Here is a 21,176-nt window from a genome sequence, read left to right as displayed (position 1 = left end):
CGGGGAGAGAGGTTGGTTTGACGTTTAAAACAAGAATAATAATATTGAGTGATTAATAATAAAACCTATAAAAGTCAAAGAGAACCGAAAGGTTCTCTTTTTTTATTGCTCATTTTCTTCAATTTCTTTCACTGCATTATAAACAGCGGCAGGTTCGATATTCAGAATCTTTTTACCAAAACTTCTAAGCCACCACACCAGTTGTGAGGTAAAAGGAACGGTTGCAGAAACTTCAACAATATTCTCTTCCAAAGCTTGGATGACCTGATCTTTGCTAAGCTGACTTTCGTAGAAGCTTTTGGCGGTACTCTCGCTCATGGTCAGTTTTAACTGAATCTGTTCAGTTGGCTTGTTATAGTCGACCCGGAAGCCAAGAGCACCTGATTCAATATAATTATCAATATCAAAATTCACAGGATGCAATGCACGATTGTCCAGCACGGTTGCTGATTTAAAACGATGCAAGGCGAAGGTCTGGACTTCGGTTTTATCATTACGGGTACAGATCAGGTAAATCACGGCACCTTTTTGCACCAATGCCAATGGATTCAGGATATAGGTCTTATCTTCGCCCTGATGGGTTCTGGCACGGTAAATACATTCAATCTGTTTATCTTGTAATAAACCTTCGTAAATCGCCTGTTGGGCATGTTTGTCCACCACAGGTGGGATTAAAGGCTGTGTCGCAGGTACAATACGGACACGGTTAATCCATTGTCTTACGTTGTTCTGGGTCGAAAGGCTGCGCTTGGCAAGATCAAACCAGGGCATCATCTCTTCTAGCAAGCTGGGTGGGAGAAGGTGACGTAAATGTTCTTCTACCATCATGAAGGTCACCGCTTGCGAACTGGTCATGTGGGGCAAGCTTTGAATAGGCGCATCAGAACGCCAGCGCCAGCCTTGAGGGACGGTTTTATTACTCTCGATAGGGAAGCGTTGCGCAATCTGATTTAGATCGCGCTGAATCGTTCTCAGGCTAATATCAATGCCTTCACGTTCTAAAATTTCTTGTAATTCTCGGGTCCCCATCCATTTTCCGGTCGAAAGGCGGGATAAAATCTGCCACTGGCGATAAAGGCTATTTGAAGTTTCTTTTTCTTGTACGGATGACATAAGCGTAATACGTAATTCAATGGTCTGAAGCACACACAATAAAAAAACTATACCTATTTAGCAAGTCCATCCGATCCAGATTACGTATTTACGACTGAAATGAACACGCTTTTGCTTAAATATTTCAAATAAGGACAAAAAATATTCATTTATAAGGTGTCTACGCTTCAGGTTTGGGCTTGTTAAATGTAGAGAGAAAAAGATGACCTATTGTTGTGCTTTAAGACTGGAACAAGGCTTGGTACTAATCAGTGATACCCGCACCAATGCCGGGGTGGACCATATTTCCGTTTTTCGAAAGCTTCACACCTTTGGGGTAGATGGAGAGCGGTTTATTGCTTTGCAAACCTCCGGTAATCTGGCGACGACTCAGGCGGTGATTGGGCATTTGCAAAATGCGCTGACCTTACGGCAGGAACCGAATCTGAATACCGTCAATACCATGTTTGAAGTGGCTGAACTGATTGGTAAAACGTTACGTAAGGTGCTGGCAGATATTACTTCAGATCTGCATGAGCAGATGAATTACTCTTGCAGTATTCTGGTGGCCGGGCAAATTCAGGGCGATAAAATGCAGCTGTATAATGTCTATCCGCAGGGTAATTTTATTTGTGCGACCACAGATACGCCTTATTTCCAGATTGGTGAAAGTAAATACGGGAAACCGATTCTGGATCGAGCCTTGTATTATAAAATGCCTTTGGATGATGCATTGCGTTGTGCACTGATTTCATTTGATTCGACCTTGCGTTCCAATGTCTCGGTCGGCTTGCCACTCGATGCATTGGTTTACCACAAAGATAGCTTTAAGATTCCAACCGGTAAACGGATCAGTGAAAATGATCTTTATTTCACCCAGATCAGTAAGCAGTGGTCGGAAACTTTAAGACGTGGTTTACAAGAATTGCCAAAGCCGACAGCAGATTATGATTTATAAATCTAGGAAAATAAAAAATCCAGACATTGGCCTGGATTTTCGGTGTATTTAAATGACTTTACGCAGTGGCCGATTGCTTAAACGACACAATAACTCATAGCCAATGGTGCCGTTTGCAGTAGCAACATCATCCACGAGACGATGGGCGCCCCAAAGCTCTACTTTGGTACCAATCTCGGCTGTGATATTTGTCACATTAATCGCCATCATATCCATACTGACGCGTCCAACCACTGGAACCAGTTGCTGACCAATAGCTACAAAGTTTTGCTGGATATAGGCGCGTGGATAGCCATCTCCATAGCCAATCGAGACAATGGCAATTCTTGAAGGGCAGGTTGCTGCATAAGTGGAACCATAGCCGACACATTCACCTGGTTGAATCTGGTTCAAAGCCATGATTTCTGCGCTAAAAGTCATCACCGGTTTCAGATCGAGCTCATGCACATTCTTGTCAGCAAAGGGAGAGGCACCATATAGCATGATTCCCGGACGGACAAAATCAAAATGCAGTTCTGGATATTTATAAATCGCTGCTGAATTGCAGCATGAGGCTAATATTGGTGCGCATGCCTGTTTAACCTGCAAAAATTGTTCTATTTGTTGTTCGTTCAATGGATGATCGACATCGGCATTGGCAAAATGCATGGCAAGGACACAGGTAAAACCTTCTGCTTTTAAACGCTGGATGACCTCGATAATTTCGGTCACTTTAAAGCCTAAACGGTTCATTCCGCTATTCAGTTTGACCCAGACCTTTAATCCTAACGCATTATATGCTTGCTTGTGCTGGATCAGCCATTCGACTTGCTGGCTATGATGAACGATACATTCAAGTTTCTGTTCAATCACCTGTGCCATTTCATCTTCAGAAAATATACCTTCAATCAGCGTGATCGGTTGGGTGTATCCCAGTTGCCTGATCTCTAGCGCTTCTTCTAAACAGGCGACACCAAAGGCGTCTGTGGCGTCCAAGGCGGCTAAGCAATCTTTAACTCCGTGTCCGTAAGCATTGGCCTTGACCATACTGACAATTTTTGAATATGGAGCAAGTTGTTTAACGCGGTTGAAATTATATTGTAGTGCATCACTATCAATATAAACTGTTGCTTGGCGCACCCTGATTTCTCCTTTGGGACGACTTGGAAAGTAGATAAAGCAGCTAAATAGGGGAAGAATTATTCCTCATCATCATACTGGGCATAGAACTCAGGTGAGAGGTTACTAAAACGGGTATATTGACCTTCGAAGGCAAGGCGCACACTACCAATTGGGCCGTTACGCTGTTTACCAATAATGATCTCGGCGGTGCCTGCTTCTTTAGATTCCTTGTTATAGACTTCATCACGGTAAATAAACATGATCAAGTCGGCATCCTGCTCGATCGCACCGGATTCACGTAAGTCGGACATTACTGGACGTTTGTTTGGACGGTTCTCCAAACTACGGTTCAGCTGTGATAGTGCGATAACAGGACATTGCATTTCTTTGGCAAGCGCTTTCAGGCTTCGGGAAATTTCCGAGATCTCGCCGACACGGTTATCGCCCATACCGGGTACTTTCATCAACTGCAAGTAATCGACCATGATACAACCGATTTTGCCATCATGCATTTTGGCCACACGACGCGCACGGGCACGAAGTTCGGTAGGTGGCAGGGCAGAGGAATCATCGATATAGAGATGCATTTCCTGTAATTGCAGAATGGTCCCGGTGACTTTGGTCCATTCATCCGCATCCAGATTACCCGAACGTAAATGTCCTTGATGGACTTTACCCATGGCAGAAATCAAACGCATGGCAATCGAGTCGGCTGGCATCTCCATAGAGAATACCAGTGCTGGTAAGCGATTATATTGTAATACACTTTCAACCAGATTCATGGCGAAAGTGGTTTTACCCATCGATGGACGTGCCGCGACAATAATCAAGTCACCCGGTTGCATACCTGAGGTTTTATTATCCAGTTCTAGGAAGCCCGTGGTTAAACCAGTAATGTTGCCATCTAGTTTAGACAGTTCATCTAATTTGGTGATAACGTCCGCAGTCACAGAACTGATTGATTTTGGCCCAGAATCTTTTTTATTGTTGTTGTGCTGTTCCGCCAAAGAGAAAATACTGGTTTCTGCTAAATCAAGAATTTCACTGACTGGACGACCTTTGGTGTCATAGGCATTTTGTAAAATATCACTGCTGATCTTGATCATGTTACGTAGCGTTGAAAATTCCTTGATTTTATTGGCATAAATTTCAAGGTTGTAGAAGCTTGATGGCGAGTCTGCCATTAATTGCATCAAATATTCTTCACCACCAATGGCATCAAGCAGGTTTTGTTTGAGCAACCAGTCATTGACCAAAACCGCATCGTATGGCGAGTTTTCTTGAGCCAGTTTTTCAATGGCACGATAGATATATTTGTGACGCGTTGCATAGAAATCATTTTCTTTGAGTAAGTCACTGACTTGTTCAAAAGATTCAGCCACCGTCATTAAGGCTGCTAAGACTGCCTGCTCGATAGCGAGATTGTGTGGCGGGGTACGGAATTCTTTTAGCTGACCTGAGTCACTCACTTTACTCTCTGTGTTTGGAGAATTTTTTGTAAAATTGGCATTCGCCTGTGACATAACAAGACCTAATAAAAAAGATGAAACAATACCGAGTGACTATCTTAATCCAAATGAAGCTGATCTGGACAATTTAATTCAGGGAAAATTGTGTAAGTGGTGAAAAAGTGTGGTTCGAATTTTAGAGTCGATTTGAGGCGCCCCATTGGCACATCATATCTAACAGTGGAATTAAAGACAGGCCTCGCTCTGATAGGCTGTATTCAACTTTTGGTGGAATTTGAGGATATTCCTTACGAATAATCAATTGGTCTCGTTCCATTTCCTTCAAGGTCAGACTCAAGGTTTTAAAAGAAATATTACCGATGGAACGTTTTAACTCATTGAATCGCATGATGGATTTATGCTGATAAAGCCAATACATGATAATCATTTTGTATTTGCCGTTGATCAAGGAAAGCGTATATCCAAAATCTGTTTGCTCTAAGTCAATCTGGGGCGGGGCGCAAGTTTCCATAATTTTTTCTGACACTAACTTTTAGTCTAGTATATAACCATAATGACCGTACTTATATTATCTCTAGCATACTTCTATAATTAATTTCATATTGATTGCAGAAAGACTCAGATGTCTAATGGGATGCTTTGAAATGAAAAAAACACTCGTGATTGTCGCTCACCCAGATATTGATAACGCTGTTATTAATAAACGTTGGATTGAGGAGTTGAGCCAATATCCAGATGAATTCACTGTCCATCAACTTTATCGGCACTACCCAGATGGTGTTATTGATGTCACAACAGAACAAGCTTTGGTGGAAGCACATCAAAATCTGGTCTTTCAATTCCCGATCTACTGGTTTAACTGTCCACCGTTATTAAAGCAATGGTTAGATGATGTGCTGACTTATGGTTGGGCCTATGGCTCAGCTGGAAATCAGCTAAAAGATAAGAAAATAACCCTTGCAGTTTCCGCAGGTATTAAAGAAAAAGACTATACCACAGATGGTCGCTATCAATTTTCGCTACAACAGCTGTGTTTACCATTTGAATTAACCGCACGCTATGTGAAGGCTGATTATCAGCCGATGTATGCTTTTTATGGAATGGATACCAATCCGGAACAAGGGGAGGCTCTACCTACTGGGAATGAAATTAATCAGAGCGCAGTGAATTATGTGAATTATTTATTAGAGATGCATTAACTTATATTTTTAATAAGGGTTATTTGAGAAAACAAAAACAATAGACATAAAAAAAGAGCATGTAAAACATGCTCTTTTTCTTTGCAGAAATTACTCAGATACGATAGTAACGAGAACTTCAGCAACAACATCATGGTGCAATTGGATTGCGATGTTGAATTCACCAGTGTGACGAAGCGCACCGTTTGGTAAACGAACTTCTGCACGGTCTACAGTAAGACCAGCATTCGTTAAAGCATCAGCGATGTCACGAGTACCGATAGAACCGAAGAGTTTACCTTCATCACCAGCTTTCGCAGTGATAACGATGTTTACTTCGTTCAATTGTTCAGCACGTGCATTCGCAGCAGCTAATACTTCAGCTTCTTGCTTCTCAAGTTCAGCACGACGAGCTTCAAAAGCAGCAGTGTTTGCTTCAGTTGCAGCTACAGCTTTACCTTGAGGGATCAAGAAGTTACGACCGTAACCAGCTTTAACTGATACTTTGTCGCCTAATTTACCAAGGTTTTTAATGCGTTGTAATAAGATAACGTCCACAGCTCACCTCACTTACTTATGGTTGTCAGTGTACGGAATCAAAGACAAATAGCGAGCTTGTTTGATAGCTAACGCTAATTGACGTTGATAACGAGCTTTAGTACCTGTAATACGGCTAGGAACAATCTTGCCGTTTTCAGTGATGTACTGTTTTAAAGTGTCGATATCTTTGTAGTCGATGTACGCAACATTCTCAGCTGTAAAGCGGCAGAACTTGCGACGACGGTAAAAACGTGCCATTGATGTTCTCCTTATTCAGCTTCTTGAACTGCTTGTTGTGCTTCTTCACGTTGAGCTTTACGCGCACGTTTTTCTTCAGCACTCTTAGCAAGTAAAGATTCTTCAGTAATTGCGTGTTCACGACGGATGATGATGTTACGAATGATCGCGTCGTTATAACGGAACAATTCTTCTAATTCATCAAGAGTCGTTTGACCACATTCAACATTCATAAGAATGTAGTGTGCTTTGTGAATTTTGTTAATCGGGTAAGCCAATTGGCGGCGGCCCCAATCTTCTAAACGGTGAATTTGACCTTCAGCTTCTTTGATCTGAGAGATATAGCGTTCAACCATACCTACAACTTGATCGCTTTGGTCTGGATGTACCAATAGTACGATTTCGTAGTGACGCATTGTCAGCTCCTTACGGTTTAAGCAGCCCCTGATTATAAAAATCAGAAGCAAGGAGTCATAACTTAAAAAGTTATGTCGCAAATTGCGAAGCGGCGATTATAGTCAAATCAGCGTGATAAAGCAAATTTAGTGGGATTGTGTTTTTTAATTTTTTGTAGGGTCAGCAAAAAAGTAACAGCAATTTGTTTGGGAGATGAAATACAGTTTATGGAATTACAGCAAGGTACGAATAGGGTGAGAATTTTGGCTTAAATCAAGTGCAGAACAACTGAGGAGGGAGAATAAAAGAGAGTTCATTTAGGCAATAAAGAAGCGAATGTTTTTATTGCACGAAATGATTACAGCGAGGGAGAATAAAAAGATAGAGCGTTCTCTATCTTTTTAAAAAATAGGGAAGAATGGTGCAGGGCATTTGAAGCTAAAGCTAAAGCTTAAACTGATGACAGTAATCAGAATTACTGAAAAAAGGAAAAAGCGTTTTGCCCAAAGCTGATCGTCTTTAGCCTTAAATCCTAAAATACCAATGTAGAACCAGTAAATACAAAGTGCATTACAGATCACCAGGAAAATCATGTTGGTGTATTCATAAACATACAGTGCATTCATCGCAACAGTAAATAAAACCACATAAATCAGTGATTCAATCTTGGTTCTTAAAATCGAACGCGCTACAGGTAAAATCGGAACGCCTGCATTTTTGTAATCGTCAAAACGATAAATTGCAATCGCCCATGAATGTGGCATTTGCCATAAAGCATATGCAACAAAAATCAATAAGGCCGCCATATCGAACTGATGACTTACAGCCGTATAACCAATAACAGGAGGACTCGCTCCGGAAATACTACCAATGACGGTTTGATGGATTGTGGTACGTTTGGTCCACAAACTATAAAAACCGACATAGACCACAAAACCAATCACAGCGAATAAAAATGCATAAGCATTGACATAGAACCAGAGAATGCTAAAACCAATAATACCTAAGACCAAGGCATAGCACATGGCAACAGTAGGGGAAATGGTTTTAGTCACAAGCGCGCGGTTCATGGTGCGTTGCATTTTTTGATCGATGTCTTGATCAATTACATTATTGACGACACAACCAGAAGCAACCACAAAAGTTGTTCCAAGCAAGGTCAGTAATAATAAGAGGAAGTCTATAGAGCCTTGGGCGGCTAAGAAAAAGCCGCCCAAGGTGGTAATAAAATTACCGAAGAGAATTCCTGGTTTAGTCAGGAATAAATACTTTTTCCACATGACAATCAGTTTAGATCATCATGTTGTAGTGTAGGTAATTCATAATCCACACAGAGCCGACTAACAGTACAGCGATACATAAAATTGTGTAGATAAATGCAATAAGGTTCCAACGTTGGTCAGATGATGTATTCATGTGTAAGAAGTACACAAGTTGTACAAGCACCTGAGCAACGGCAGTGATTGCGATTACTGTAACTAAGACGCCACGACTGAAACCACCCGCCATCACCATCCCGAACGGGATGATGGTGAGGATAACAGAGAGGATAAATCCAACAGTGTATTGTTTAAAGTTACCGTGTGACGCACCTGCAGCATTATGCTCATGACTACTCATTAGAGAACTCCCAGTAAGTAAACGACGCTGAATACACAGATCCAAACGATGTCAAGGAAGTGCCAGAACAAGCTTAAGCAAGCAAGACGACGTGTATTCGGTAAAGTCAAACCATTCTTTTTGATCTGATACATCAATACCAGCATCCACACTAAACCAGAAGTTACGTGGATACCGTGTGTACCAACCAAGGTAAAGAACGATGATAAGAATGCACTGTGAGTTGGACCATGGCCTTCATGTACAAGGTGACGGAATTCGTAGATTTCCATCCCGATGAACGATGCACCAAAAAGGAATGTAATCAATAACCAAGTGATCACCTGATTTACATTCTTTTTATAAGATGCCAGTACAGCAAAACCAAATGTTACCGATGAAATCAATAAGGCAAATGTTTCAGTTAACACGAAGCCTAATGAATCATGGAACAGGTCATATGCACTTGGGGTTCCTGGTGGGATATGACTGCTTAATACAGCGAACGCGATGAAGAGTGATCCGAAAAGAATCAAGTCACTCATCAAGTATGTCCAGAAACCAAAGACCGTCAAGTCTGTATCATCATGCTCATGATGACCATCGTGGCCGTGGTTGTCGTGATGAAGTACTTCAGCCATTTCCTTAGTCCTTCTTCAAGTGTTTTTCAAGTAAAGCATAGCGTTCATTTTCAATACGCTCAACTTCAGCAGCAGGAACATAGTAATCCACATTCTTGGTGAATGAGCTTACGATCAAGCTAACAACAGCTGAAACAAATGAAACAACAACGAGCCACCAAATATGCCAGATCAGTGCAAAACCAAGAATGGTAATGAACATGGCAATGACGAAGCCAGCAGCACGATCAGTCGGCATGTGGATGTCTTCATATTTAGTATTACGTGCGTATGCTACACCATTTTCTTTGTCAGTCCAGAAACGGTCAATGCCGCTTGCATCTGGTTCATGCGCAAAGTTATAGAACGGAGCAGGGGAAGAAGTCGCCCATTCAAGGGTACGGCCATCCCATGGATCGCCAGTGTGGTCCATGTTGTCCTTACGTTGTAAGAAACCAACAATGATTTGCATCAAGAAGCATGCAATACCGATTGCAACAAGAACAGCACCGAATAACGCGATAGCCAAGTATGGATCCCATTCAGGGTTGTCATATGTATTCAAACGACGTGTCATACCCATGAAACCAAGGATATAAAGTGGCATGAATGCAAAATAGAAACCGAAGAACCAGAACCAGAACGCAGCTTTACCCCATGCTTCATTGAGCTTCCAACCAAACATTTTCGGCCAGTAGAAGATGATGCCGGCAAACATACCAAACACCACACCACCGATAATTACGTTATGGAAGTGAGCGATCAAGAATAATGAGTTGTGTACTAGGAAGTCCGCAGGTGGAACAGCCATAAGTACACCAGTTAAACCACCGATACCGAATGTTACGAGGAAGCCAAGCGTCCATAACATAGGCGTAGTAAAGGTGATGCGACCTTTATACATGGTGAATAACCAAGAGAAGATTTTCACACCAGTCGGAATCGCAATAACCATGGTCATGATACCGAAGAACGCATTCACGTTCGCACCAGCACCCATGGTGAAGAAGTGGTGAAGCCATACAACGAACGCAAGAACAGTAATCGCGATGGTTGCATACACCATAGACTTATAACCGAACAACGCTTTACGAGAGAAGGTTGCCACGATTTCTGAGTATAGACCAAATGCCGGTAATACCAAGATATATACTTCAGGGTGACCCCAAGTCCAGATCAAGTTCACGTAAAGCATTGGGCTACCGCCAAGCTCATTGGTGAAGAAATGGAAACCGAAGTAACGGTCAAGCGTCAACATTGCAAGGGTACCTGTTAATACAGGGAATGATGCAATGATGAGTACAGCCGTACACAGTGAAGTCCACGTGAAAATAGGCATGTCCATGAGTTTCATGCCAGGTGCACGCATTTTGATGATGGTAACAAAGAAGTTAACACCAGATAACAGCGTACCTAGACCAGAAACCTGAAGTGCCCAGATATAGTAGTCAACACCTACACCAGGAGAATATTGAATGCCAGATAGAGGAGGATAAGCCATCCAACCAGTCGCAGCAAACTCACCCAATACCAGTGAAAGCATCATCAAACCAGCAGCACCGGCGAATAACCAGAAGCTTAAAGAGTTCAATAATGGGAACGCAACGTCACGAGCACCGATCTGTAAAGGTACAGAGATGTTCATCATACCAACAACGAGACCCATGGCTACGAAGAAGATCATGATCACACCGTGTGCGGTGAAGATCTGGTCGTAGTGGTCAGGATGCAGGTAACCTTCACCGCCGCCTTTCGCGAGGAAAAGTTGTAGACGCATCATGATCGCATCGGCGAAACCACGCAACAGCATGACGACAGATACGATGATATACATGATACCAATCTTTTTATGGTCTACCGTAATAAACCACTCATTCCACAAATATCCCCATTTTTTGAAATAGGTGATACCGCCTAAAACAGCAATTGCACCAAGTGCCATAAAGACCATGGTGACAAGTACAAGGGGTTCTGTCGGGATCGAATCCCACCCAAGTTTACCAAAAATCATATCCATGTCTTATTCCCCTTGAGCAGCGTGTTCTGCTGCAGCATGAGTTTCTGCTGTTGCAAGTCCAGCAGAATGGTCAGCACCGTGATAGTTACTCATATAATGGTTGATAATTGTTTCAAACAATTTTGGTTCAACTGATGAGTAATAAGTCACTGGGTGTGGCTTAGTCGGGAACGGTTTCATCGCTTCAGCTTTAGCAAGCGCTTCTTCATCACCAGCAGCTTTAGCACGGTTGACTAAATGCTCGATCTGATGCTTAGAACGATCGCCATCTTTCAAAGTTGCTAATTCAGCTTGGTCAAGTGTACCTTTCTGAATTGCTTCAGGGTTAATACTTGTACCATTACCAGCTTTAACTGCTTCTACCCATTGCGCAAATTCCGGCTCAGTCACGCTGTGTGCTTTAAAGCGCATTTGTGAGAAACCATAACCTGAATAGTTTGCTGAGAAACCACGGAAAACACCTGGTTCATCTGCTAACAGGTGCAGGTGAGTTTGCATACCAGCCATTGCATAGATCTGGCCGCCTAACTGCGGGATGAAGAACGAGTTCATCGTAAAGTTAGAAGTGATCTTAAAGCTTACTGGTGTTTGCTCTGGGAAGCGTACTTCGTTTACCGTTGCAATGTTTTGCTCAGGATAGATAAAAATCCACTTGAACTGTTCAGCGACAGCTTGAATAGTTAATGGTGCTTTATCAGATTCTAACGGACGGTAAGGGTCGTACTTGTGGGAACCCCACCAAGTTAACCAAGCTAAAATACCAATAATAATGACAGGAACACCCCAAACAACGATCTCAATTGTCGTAGAGTGTGCCCAAGTAGGTTTATAGTCTGCATCTTTATTCGACGCGCGATATTTCCAACCAAACCACAATGCCATAATAATTGATGGAATTACCACCAATAGCATTAAATAGATCGCAGTCATCATCAAGTTACTTTGACCTTGACCAACTGGACCTTTATTGTTTAGAAGTACCATATCACCGCCACACCCAGTTAAGAGCGCGGCCATCGCAGATAAAGACAATACAGCTAAAATCGTTTGTCTCATTTTACAACCTCGGTGAAGAGTCCCATTCCCTAATTAAATTATGGGATAGCGATTAAAGTGTCGCGTGATTGATAAGAATTGTTTAAAAAATGCTTAGCAATCACGCGACACCGCTACGTTGTTGGGCATTATGCCTCATATTGAAGAACTAAGCTACTGATAAAGTGGCCTGAAATGCTTGTTTTAAAACCCGATTTATCTTGTAGGAATTAAGGTTGAGTTAAGTTCTTTTTGTATAGATATCAATTTAATATAAAAGAAAAGAGGATTAAATCCTCTTTTCTTTATCGAATTGTGACTACTGTTTAATTACCTTAGTTTTAGCCAATTTATCGTGCAGGGTTTGACGATTTTTGTTCAATGCGAAGAAAGCATAATCAACAATTGTAATAAATGGCATAAACAGTAAATTGAGAATAATAAAGAGAATGCTGCGCAACCAGAAAGCCCGAATTGAGCTGACCTGGGTCAATGTTTCAGCATCTACAATTTTAATTTTTGCAATTTTCTTACCAATACTCTGGCCTGATTTTGCAATAAAAAAGGCCTGAATCATCAACATGATAATCAAGTAGGCAAAAATACTCATCCAGGCTTCATTCGGGATGAGCTGCATCAGCTGTTGCTGTAATTCAACCGCTTTACTCGACGCCACTTGCGCTGTCTGTAATTGCTTTTGAATTTCAAATAATTCTTTATATTGAGCTTCATTAAAAAAGAATGAAGGAATGGCTGCCATTGGCAACCAAAGCATCAAGTCCAAGACTTTTGCCAGCGCACGAGAGTGAAAAGGCGCCAATTCAGGTTTGGCTTTTTGCTCCACCTTGATTTTAAAAGAAGACTCTTTGCTTTCGGTTGCAACGGGGGCAGCAAAAGCTGAGTAACCTACAGGTTCGTATACAAGTTTACCTTGAGTAAGTTCACCAAGTGTTTTCCATTCAGCCATACCTTCGTGCCAAGCCAGATCCGTCAATAAAACTTGTTGACTGGCAAGCATTTGGTTCACTTGTTCTAAACTATAGGGACCAGCTTGTTGATTGTTACGAGCCAAGTAAATTTGCATAAATAAAAATTCTCTATTCTAAAGATGAAAAAAGACCCTGCCAGAGAGGGTCTTTTTCTAAAAAAGATTAGGCTTTCTTGATTTGCTCTTCAGCAAGGAAGAACCAGGTGTCAAGGACTGAGTCAGGATTCAATGATACAGATTCAATCCCTTGTTCCATGAGCCATTTTGCAAGATCAGGATGATCCGAAGGACCTTGACCACAAATACCGACATATTTGCCTGCTTTACGGCACGCATGAATTGCCATAGAAAGAAGCGCTTTCACTGCTGGATCACGTTCGTCGAACAGGTGCGACACGATACCGGAGTCACGATCCAGACCAAGCGTTAACTGGGTTAAGTCGTTTGAACCGATCGAGAAACCATCGAAGTGTTCAAGGAACTGCTCAGCCAATAATGCATTGGTAGGAAGTTCACACATCATGATCACTTTGAGACCATTCTCACCACGTTTTAGGCCATTTTGAGCAAGTAATTCGATCACACGTTTAGCTTCAGAAACCGTACGTACAAATGGGATCATGATTTGAATATTGGTTAGACCCATTTCATCACGAACTTTTTTCAAGGCACGGCATTCAAGTTCAAAGCAGTCACGGAAGTTATCTGAAACATAACGACTTGCACCACGGAAGCCCAACATCGGGTTTTCTTCTTCTGGCTCGTACAGTTTACCGCCGATCAGGTTGGCATATTCGTTTGACTTGAAGTCAGACATACGCACGATCACAGGCTTATCTGCAAATGCGGCTGCAAGGGTAGAAATACCTTCAACCAGTTTCTCGACATAGAATTCGATTGGAGAAGAGTAGCCCGCAGTACGCGCCATCACTGCTGCACGTGTTTCGCGTGGCAAGCTGTCAATGTTCAACAATGCTTTCGGATGCACGCCGATCATACGGTTAATGATGAACTCAAGACGTGCAAGGCCGATCCCTTCATTCGGGATTTGGGCAAAGTCAAATGCACGGTCAGGGTTACCGACGTTCATCATGATTTTGAACGGTAATTGTGGCATAGAGTGAATTGAGTTGCGTTGCACTTCAAAGTCAAGCGCACCTTCATAAATGAAGCCAGTATCACCTTCAGCACATGAAACAGTCACTTCCTGACCATCAGCAAGTACTTCTGTAGCATTACCACAACCGACAATCGCAGGCACACCTAATTCACGAGCAATAATAGCTGCGTGACAAGTACGACCACCACGGTTGGTCACAATGGCAGCGGCACGCTTCATCACTGGTTCCCAGTCCGGGTCAGTCATGTCAGATACCAGTACGTCACCGTCCTGAACCTTATCCATTTCTTTAATTGAAGTCACAACACGAACTTTACCTGAACCAATGCGTTGACCGATTGAACGGCCTTCACAAATTACAGTACCACGTTGTTTTAACAGGTAGCGTTCCATTGTGCCGACATTCTGGCGGCTTTTTACTGTTTCCGGACGTGCCTGAACGATATAGATTTGGCCATCATCGCCATCTTTCGCCCATTCGATGTCCATTGGAGAGCCATAATGCTGTTCAATGATCAGGGCCTGTTTCGCTAATTCGTGAAGCTCGTGATCATTTAAGGCAAACTGTTGACGTTCCTGTTTCTCAACATCAACAATCACCACTGATTTACCCGCCGCACCTTCTTCACCATAAATCATTTTCTGGTGTTTAGAACCGAGGTTACGACGTAACACAGAATGTTTACCGGCGTTTAGCAGCGGTTTTGATAAATAGAATTCGTCAGGGTTAACCGCACCTTGTACGACCATTTCGCCCAAGCCATAAGATGCAGTAATGAACACCACATCACGGAAACCAGATTCGGTATCAAGCGTAAACATAACACCAGCAGCACCAGTTTCAGAACGAACCATACGTTGTACGCCAGCAGAAAGGGCAACAACACTATGTTCAAAACCTTGGTGTACACGGTAAGCAATGGCACGGTCATTATAAAGCGATGCAAATACTTCTTTTATTGCGATAAGAATGTTATCAATACCGCGGATATTTAAGAAAGTTTCTTGTTGCCCTGCAAATGAAGCGTCAGGTAAGTCTTCAGCAGTTGCCGAAGAACGTACAGCAACGGCAATGTCTGGGTTACCGTTTGAAAGTGCTGCAAAGGCATCACGAATTTCTTGTTCTAATGTCGCAGTAAGCGGAGTGTCAACAATCCATTTACGGATTTTTGCACCAGTCTCAGCAAGTGCAATGACATCATCAACATTGAGTTGGGTAAGTTCAGCCTGAATTCGAGCATTTAAGCCGCTTTGATCCAAGAACTCACGATAGGCAGCAGCAGTTGTTGCAAAACCACCTGGTACCGATACACCAGCATTGGATAAATGGCTGATCATTTCACCCAGAGATGAGTTTTTCCCACCTACGAGCTCGACATCGTGTTTTCCTAATTTTTCCAGACCGATTACGCGCGCTTCCAAAGTATTTACTCCACTTTTTTTGCAGTATGAATGACCATCATTGGTATGAAATTATACAAAAGTGCCTAGATTTAGTATTTTACTAAGCGACAGTCATGTTAGATGAGTTTACTATAAAGATTATAGAGCACTAAGACAAATGTTTAAGGAGAATTTTGATGCCCGTAAGTAAAGAAATTAAACGGAGCGTTTTTTTTATTTCAGATGGCACCGCAATTACTGCAGAAACCCTTGGACATTCACTACTTGCGCAATTTCCGAACGTGGATTTTGACATCCATATCATGCCTTATATCGCGACTGAAGAGGCCGCAATGGTGGCTGTGGCAGAGATCAATGCCTGCCAGTCTCGGGATGGCTCTTTGCCACTGGTTTTTGATACCTTGGTTGATCCGAATGTTCGTGAAATCATTAATACGGCCAAAGCGGTTAATCTGGATGTATTTGAAGGCCTGATCAGTAAATTAGAACAAGAAATCGGGGTACCGCCAACCACTTTGGTCGGGCAAACGCATGCGGTTACCGATTCTGAATATTATAAAGCCCGTATCGATGCAGTGCATTTTGCGCTGGACAATGATGATGGTGCCAGAACACGTCATTATGACAAAGCCGATATCATTTTGATTGGGGTATCGCGCTCTGGTAAAACCCCAACCTCGATTTATTTATCATTACAATTCGGGATTCGTGTAGCAAACTACCCTTTAACCGAGGAAGACCTGGATGACAACCGTTTGCCAAAAGTGCTGCGTGAACATAAGAATAAACTGTTTGGCCTGATGATTGATGCCGAGCGTCTGGTCGCGATTCGTAATGAGCGTAAGGCCAATAGTCGTTATTCAAGCTTTAGTCAGTGCCAGATGGAACTTCGTGCAGTTGAAGGCATCTATATCTCGGAAGGGATTAAATATCTCAATGTCACAGAAATGTCGATTGAAGAAATCTCAACCCGTGTTTTGCAAATGACCGGTTTAAAACGTCGTATTGGTTAAAGATGAGATTTAATAGAAAAAGCGTGGTCGATGTGCTGCGCTTTTTTCTATTTTGGCAATAATAAAAACAGGACAATAGAATGAAAAGACTGGTACTTCTTCTACCGCTTCTTGTGATTTCGCAAACGCATGCGGAAACCTTGGCACAATTTGAAAAAAAGCTCATTCAGAAATATGCAAATAAAGATTTTTATCAGGTCAATCAGGCAATCGAGTCGGAAATCGTCGAGAAAATCGAGCATGATCCAGCCAGCTTTAAATATTCCTTTCCTGCTTTGCAAGACCATTACCATATGCATATCCAGTTTTCGCCGGATCAGCAGTTGAGGTTTTATACTTTTGATGTCGGTGGTGGTGGAACCATGGGTGAATATTCTTCTTATGTACAGACTCAAAATGAGGGGAAGATGCGCTTAACACCTGTCGAGACAGGTTTTATTTTTGATGTAAAGCAAACGATATTGGCGAAGCAACCGGTTTATCTGGTTGAGAGCTATTATAAAGGTAGCAGTTGTGTCGGTGCTTATGCGATTGCTGCATTTCAGCCGACTAAAACGGGAGCGGTGCGGCCAATAAAGCTCTTCCAGACCAAAACAAAGCTGCTGGATCATATCCAGGTTGATTTTGACTGTAACAATCATGAAGGCCCGAATGATGTGCCTGACTATATTCGCAGTGATAAAAAATTAGAAACCATTGATATTATGCTGCTGGATCAAAACTCAAAACCACAGGCCAAGTATTTGCGTTATCGCAAAAGCAATACGGTTTATCAGTATGTAGGCGTCGTGAAGTAAGCATCATTTATGAGAAATAATGCTTACTTTTAGATAGCCATTTAGCTGTTTTTAAGGTCCATCAACAGGCTAAAGTTCTCTAACCGTTTCTGGGTGTCGTAAATATCACAGGTGAAAATAAACTCATCTACTTCATATTGACTGGCAATTTTATTTAAACCCGCTTTCACTGTTTCTGCTGAACCGATTTGCGCCATGGCATAGAAATTCTGAATGGCAAGTTGCTCAGAACTGTTTGCCAGACCTTGAGTCGATGCAATGGGTGGTTTAAGTTTTAGGCTATGGCCCCGGATCAGGTTCAAGATCCGTTGATAAGAACTGGTTGCCAGATGTTGAGCTTCTTCATCGGTTTCAGCAACCACGGTCGGGACACCCATCGATACATAAGGTTGATCCAAATATTCAGAAGGCTGGAAATTATCCCGATAGATGTCGATGGCCTGACCTAACATTCTTGGGGCAAAGTGCGAAGCAAATGAGTAGGGCAGTCCCAGCTTGGCTGCCAGTTGCGCACTAAATAAACTTGAACCGAGTAACCAGACTGGTACATGGGTATTTTGCCCAGGCGTTGCAATAATTCGTTGACCCGGTTGCGGTGCTTTAAAATATTGTAAAATTTCCTGCACATCTTGCGGAAATTGATCCTCTGTTTCCTGACGTCCTCGACGTAATGCGCGCATGGTCATCTGGTCGGTGCCCGGTGCACGGCCCAGACCCAGTTCAAAACGATCTGGATAAAGTGTTGCCAAGGTACCGAATTGTTCTGCCACCACCAATGGTGCATGATTGGGCAGCATGATCCCGCCTGAACCCAAACGGATCTTTTGAGTGTTTGCCGCAATAAAACCTAATAAAACCGCTGTGGCAGAACTGGCAATCCCATCCATATTGTGATGTTCTGCCAACCAAAAGCGTTCATAGCCTAACTTTTCGGCATGCTGTGCAAGCTCTAAAGCATGGCGTAGTGAAAATTCAATACTCTTATCATCTCTAACAGGAGCTAATTCCAGAATAGAGAACTTTATATCTTGTAGTGTTTTCATCATTACATCTCAAAACCATATATCGAAATACTACGATATATGTTTGAGTTTGTATATCGAATTTGTTCGATGTATTGTTTCAGCCTATAAAAAAAGCACCCGAAGGTGCTATAAAGGGTAAAACGAACAAGAAACCGACTGGATTAACGATTTTTGTACCAGCCACGATGGCGTCCATTGTCATGACGATAGTTATGACGTGAATTATAGTAACGGCGATCATCATAAGAACGGCGATTGTCATAACGGCGGTCATAGCGACTGTCTTCATCACGATCTTGGCCAACTTTTTGACCGAGCGCTGCGCCACCAGCCGCACCTAAGGCTGCACCAATATAACCGCCGTTGGAACCACCCATGTTACGACCTACGGTATATCCGCCGACGCCACCTAAACCACCACCAATGGCAGCTTCGGTACGGTTACGTTTATTACTGGAGGCAGCTGCACCACCAGCACCACCAATAGCGGAACCAATCATGGCACCTGTATCACCACCAAATTGTTTACCTAATGCGGTACCGACCACACTGCCTAACGCTGAAGTTGCCGCAACGCGGGTTGCATTGTCTGCATGTGCCACAGTCACCATTGACGAGGTTGCCAAGATAACGCTACATAACCACATATTTGCTTTCATGATGAAACTCCTTATCCATTCTTTTGGACAGTATTCTTTTTGCTTGGGACAAATGTAACAAGAGTTTTTAGTGAAATTATGGAGTGCAATATCTGGATTGAGAGTATTTCACGAGGGTTTTGTATGGGTTCTATTACAAGTGAAGAAATTGTGAATAAATTATAAAAATAAAGAATGAATAAGCAATGAACAACGGGCTTTGTGCTAATCAGGTACAATAGAAAAAGTTTGGTTTAGGATCTAGATATGCTGCTGGAAAAAATTTTGCAATCTCAAGGCTTTGGTTCACGTAAGTATTGCCAGCAGTTAATTAAAAATGGTTCTGTCCAGATCGATCAACAGATGTGTGATAATCCCAAACAGAATATCAATACCGATCAGTTGCTGTTTCAGGTGTTTGGTGAAGAATATCAATATCGTGAGCATGTTTATCTGGTTTTGAATAAACCGCAGGGCTATGAATGCTCACATCAGGCCACACATCATAAAAGTGTATTCAGTTTATTTCCTGAAATTTTACTGCATCGAGGTATTCAATGTGTGGGGCGGCTGGATCAGGACACGACAGGTCTGTTACTTTTGACTGATGATGGGCAATATTTACAAGCCTTGACTCATCCGCGCAAACATGTGCCTAAGGTGTATCATGTCACTACCGCAGATCCGATCACACCTGAGCAAATTCAGGGCTTACAGCAGGGTGTGGAACTTCGAAATGAAAAAGGAATCTTTGCTGCAACGGATGTTACATTATTTTCGGAACATCAGTTGAGCATGACCGTTCATCAAGGCGTTTATCATCAAGTCAAACGTATGCTGGCTGCCGTAGGGAATAAGGTTGAAGCATTACACCGACATCAAGTGGGTTTACTTGAACTGCCTGAGCTGCCAGAAGGAGAATGGATGTATTTAAGTGCTGAGCAAAAACAGTTGAGTCAAAATATTGTTGTAAACGGTTAAGCCTTGTCGTATTCCACAGCTCCTCATTATTTCAAGAAGCAATGATAGGTCTTAAATTCACTATCCTGAATAAATCCCATGTGTTCATATAGACGATGGGATTGGTAGTTATTTTTTTGAGTTTCCAGACTAATCCGTAGCGCATTTTCATGGCGTGCAAAAAGGATCGCGGTATCAATCAGTTGTTTGGCTGAACCCTGTTTGCGATAGCTTGGGGTGACATAAACATCATCTAGTATGTAATAGGTTTCACAGGCCACCGAAGAAAAAGCAAGGTAGAGTAGAACAAAACCTGTAATAACATCGTCTTTTACATGAATGAAAATGACACTTTCTTTATTGTCAAAACGTTGCTTGAGAAATTGATAAGATTGTTCAAGATTTGATGATGCACCGTAGAATTGACGGTATTCGTCAAACAAGACAGCAAGTTGATGAAGATCTTCCTTTGTGGCTCGCTTAACAATCATTCCAGCCCATCCTTACAGTTATAATTTTATTTGGACTGTCAGAATAGCGAAAAAAATTCAGCTTAAAAAATAAAAACTTGTTTATAAATGCAACATTGTTAAGTTTTGTCACTTTCACCCAATAGTGCATTTAGCTCTTCGAATAGATCTTCATGATCATCCTCAATCTCGATTGCAGACGGATTTTCGGCAGATGCAGCAGCTTTGGATTTACGTAATTTAAGCAATTGTTCCATATTAATGTTCTGGTTTTCAATTGCGAAAGGAATCGATTTGGTCAGGACAACCTGTTTGAAGAAAAGACGAACGGCTTGAGCAGGGGAGATACCCAACTGCTTAAAAACGGCAAAAGCCTGTTTCTTTTCCTGAGAATCAAGGCGAACCTGATAAACTTCTGTTTTACGCATAAAAAATGTAACCACATATTTTTAGTTATCGTCATGTATTTTAAACCATTGCAATGTAATTTCAATATTTTTGAGGTGAAAAAATAGAATT

At 42.1% G+C, this 21,176-nt stretch carries 23 protein-coding genes; 5 read left to right on the top strand and 18 right to left on the bottom strand.

Features of this window, described 5'->3' with window-relative positions; genetic code table 11:
• Positions 1-102: 102 nt before the first annotated feature.
• A complete protein-coding gene (locus IEV39_RS18500; RefSeq protein WP_032883236.1) occupies positions 103-1,113 on the bottom strand; it encodes a helix-turn-helix transcriptional regulator in 1,011 nt (336 codons plus the stop codon).
• 202 nt (positions 1,114-1,315) lie between these two features.
• On the opposite strand from IEV39_RS18500, the gene IEV39_RS07815 reads away from it, so the two are divergent.
• The gene (locus IEV39_RS07815) at positions 1,316-2,050 is read left to right on the top strand and encodes a proteasome-type protease (protein ID WP_005284795.1); all 735 of its coding nucleotides are present in this window, start codon (positions 1,316-1,318) and stop codon (positions 2,048-2,050) included.
• A 48-nt stretch (positions 2,051-2,098) separates the two neighbouring features.
• Here IEV39_RS07815 and alr read toward each other — a convergent pair whose 3' ends face one another.
• The 3 genes from alr to IEV39_RS07800 form a co-directional block, all read right to left on the bottom strand.
• Complete coding sequence (gene alr, locus IEV39_RS07810; protein ID WP_005284798.1) at positions 2,099-3,169, bottom strand: alanine racemase; 1,071 nt, start codon at positions 3,167-3,169, stop codon at positions 2,099-2,101.
• A gap of 59 nt (positions 3,170-3,228) precedes the next feature.
• Positions 3,229-4,674: a replicative DNA helicase gene (gene dnaB / locus IEV39_RS07805; RefSeq protein ID WP_004771579.1), complete on the bottom strand. Its 1,446-nt coding sequence runs from the start codon at positions 4,672-4,674 to the stop codon at positions 3,229-3,231.
• A gap of 121 nt (positions 4,675-4,795) precedes the next feature.
• Positions 4,796-5,131: a winged helix-turn-helix transcriptional regulator gene (locus tag IEV39_RS07800; protein WP_004654415.1), complete on the bottom strand. Its 336-nt coding sequence runs from the start codon at positions 5,129-5,131 to the stop codon at positions 4,796-4,798.
• Positions 5,132-5,264: 133 nt separating this feature from the next.
• On the opposite strand from IEV39_RS07800, the gene IEV39_RS07795 reads away from it, so the two are divergent.
• Positions 5,265-5,819: an NAD(P)H-dependent oxidoreductase gene (locus IEV39_RS07795; protein ID WP_005284802.1), complete on the top strand. Its 555-nt coding sequence runs from the start codon at positions 5,265-5,267 to the stop codon at positions 5,817-5,819.
• 90 nt (positions 5,820-5,909) lie between these two features.
• Here the strand turns inward: IEV39_RS07795 and rplI are convergent, their stop codons facing one another.
• From rplI to ppsA, 10 genes are all read right to left on the bottom strand, one after another.
• Positions 5,910-6,356 (bottom strand): 50S ribosomal protein L9, encoded by a 447-nt coding sequence (gene rplI, locus IEV39_RS07790; protein WP_005229629.1) that lies wholly within the window; start codon positions 6,354-6,356, stop codon positions 5,910-5,912.
• 12 nt (positions 6,357-6,368) lie between these two features.
• A complete protein-coding gene (rpsR, locus tag IEV39_RS07785) occupies positions 6,369-6,596 on the bottom strand; it encodes a 30S ribosomal protein S18 (RefSeq protein WP_000090661.1) in 228 nt (75 codons plus the stop codon).
• Between the two features lie 11 nt (positions 6,597-6,607).
• Positions 6,608-6,991, bottom strand: a complete 384-nt coding sequence (gene rpsF / locus IEV39_RS07780) for a 30S ribosomal protein S6 (protein ID WP_004638540.1) — start codon at positions 6,989-6,991, stop codon at positions 6,608-6,610.
• 381 nt (positions 6,992-7,372) lie between these two features.
• A complete protein-coding gene (gene cyoE / locus IEV39_RS07775; protein WP_005284809.1) occupies positions 7,373-8,251 on the bottom strand; it encodes a heme o synthase in 879 nt (292 codons plus the stop codon).
• A gap of 10 nt (positions 8,252-8,261) precedes the next feature.
• The gene (locus IEV39_RS07770; RefSeq protein WP_005229635.1) at positions 8,262-8,591 is read right to left on the bottom strand and encodes a cytochrome o ubiquinol oxidase subunit IV; all 330 of its coding nucleotides are present in this window, start codon (positions 8,589-8,591) and stop codon (positions 8,262-8,264) included.
• On the bottom strand, positions 8,591-9,211 hold the full coding sequence (gene cyoC, locus IEV39_RS07765; RefSeq protein ID WP_005229636.1) for a cytochrome o ubiquinol oxidase subunit III: 621 nt from the start codon (positions 9,209-9,211) through the stop codon (positions 8,591-8,593). The genes IEV39_RS07770 and cyoC overlap by 1 nt, the downstream gene beginning before the upstream one ends.
• Before the next feature lie 4 nt (positions 9,212-9,215).
• On the bottom strand, positions 9,216-11,207 hold the full coding sequence (gene cyoB / locus IEV39_RS07760; protein WP_005229638.1) for a cytochrome o ubiquinol oxidase subunit I: 1,992 nt from the start codon (positions 11,205-11,207) through the stop codon (positions 9,216-9,218).
• 3 nt (positions 11,208-11,210) lie between these two features.
• On the bottom strand, positions 11,211-12,263 hold the full coding sequence (gene cyoA / locus IEV39_RS07755) for a ubiquinol oxidase subunit II (protein WP_005284813.1): 1,053 nt from the start codon (positions 12,261-12,263) through the stop codon (positions 11,211-11,213).
• 298 nt (positions 12,264-12,561) lie between these two features.
• Entirely contained in the window at positions 12,562-13,326 is a 765-nt protein-coding gene (locus tag IEV39_RS07750; protein ID WP_005284816.1) for an RDD family protein, read from the bottom strand.
• A gap of 67 nt (positions 13,327-13,393) precedes the next feature.
• Positions 13,394-15,772 (bottom strand): phosphoenolpyruvate synthase, encoded by a 2,379-nt coding sequence (gene ppsA / locus IEV39_RS07745; protein ID WP_004771590.1) that lies wholly within the window; start codon positions 15,770-15,772, stop codon positions 13,394-13,396.
• 158 nt (positions 15,773-15,930) lie between these two features.
• On the opposite strand from ppsA, the gene ppsR reads away from it, so the two are divergent.
• Entirely contained in the window at positions 15,931-16,767 is an 837-nt protein-coding gene (gene ppsR / locus IEV39_RS07740) for a posphoenolpyruvate synthetase regulatory kinase/phosphorylase PpsR (RefSeq protein WP_005229647.1), read from the top strand.
• Between the two features lie 80 nt (positions 16,768-16,847).
• Entirely contained in the window at positions 16,848-17,564 is a 717-nt protein-coding gene (locus IEV39_RS07735) for a hypothetical protein (RefSeq protein WP_005284821.1), read from the top strand.
• Between the two features lie 41 nt (positions 17,565-17,605).
• Here IEV39_RS07735 and IEV39_RS07730 read toward each other — a convergent pair whose 3' ends face one another.
• Positions 17,606-18,607, bottom strand: a complete 1,002-nt coding sequence (locus IEV39_RS07730; RefSeq protein WP_167510609.1) for an LLM class flavin-dependent oxidoreductase — start codon at positions 18,605-18,607, stop codon at positions 17,606-17,608.
• Between the two features lie 143 nt (positions 18,608-18,750).
• A complete protein-coding gene (locus IEV39_RS07725; protein ID WP_005229653.1) occupies positions 18,751-19,248 on the bottom strand; it encodes a glycine zipper 2TM domain-containing protein in 498 nt (165 codons plus the stop codon).
• A 246-nt stretch (positions 19,249-19,494) separates the two neighbouring features.
• On the opposite strand from IEV39_RS07725, the gene IEV39_RS07720 reads away from it, so the two are divergent.
• Entirely contained in the window at positions 19,495-20,208 is a 714-nt protein-coding gene (locus tag IEV39_RS07720; RefSeq protein WP_005284828.1) for a pseudouridine synthase, read from the top strand.
• A 26-nt stretch (positions 20,209-20,234) separates the two neighbouring features.
• Here the strand turns inward: IEV39_RS07720 and IEV39_RS07715 are convergent, their stop codons facing one another.
• Both IEV39_RS07715 and IEV39_RS07710 read right to left on the bottom strand, forming a co-directional pair.
• The gene (locus tag IEV39_RS07715) at positions 20,235-20,678 is read right to left on the bottom strand and encodes a GNAT family N-acetyltransferase (protein WP_005229658.1); all 444 of its coding nucleotides are present in this window, start codon (positions 20,676-20,678) and stop codon (positions 20,235-20,237) included.
• A gap of 98 nt (positions 20,679-20,776) precedes the next feature.
• A complete protein-coding gene (locus IEV39_RS07710) occupies positions 20,777-21,085 on the bottom strand; it encodes a type II toxin-antitoxin system RelB/DinJ family antitoxin (protein WP_005229661.1) in 309 nt (102 codons plus the stop codon).
• Positions 21,086-21,176 lie beyond the last annotated feature (91 nt).

This window comes from Acinetobacter courvalinii (assembly GCF_014635545.1).
Classification (GTDB): Bacteria; Pseudomonadota; Gammaproteobacteria; order Pseudomonadales; family Moraxellaceae; genus Acinetobacter; species Acinetobacter courvalinii.
This window is presented reverse-complemented; position numbering and strand designations above follow the sequence as displayed.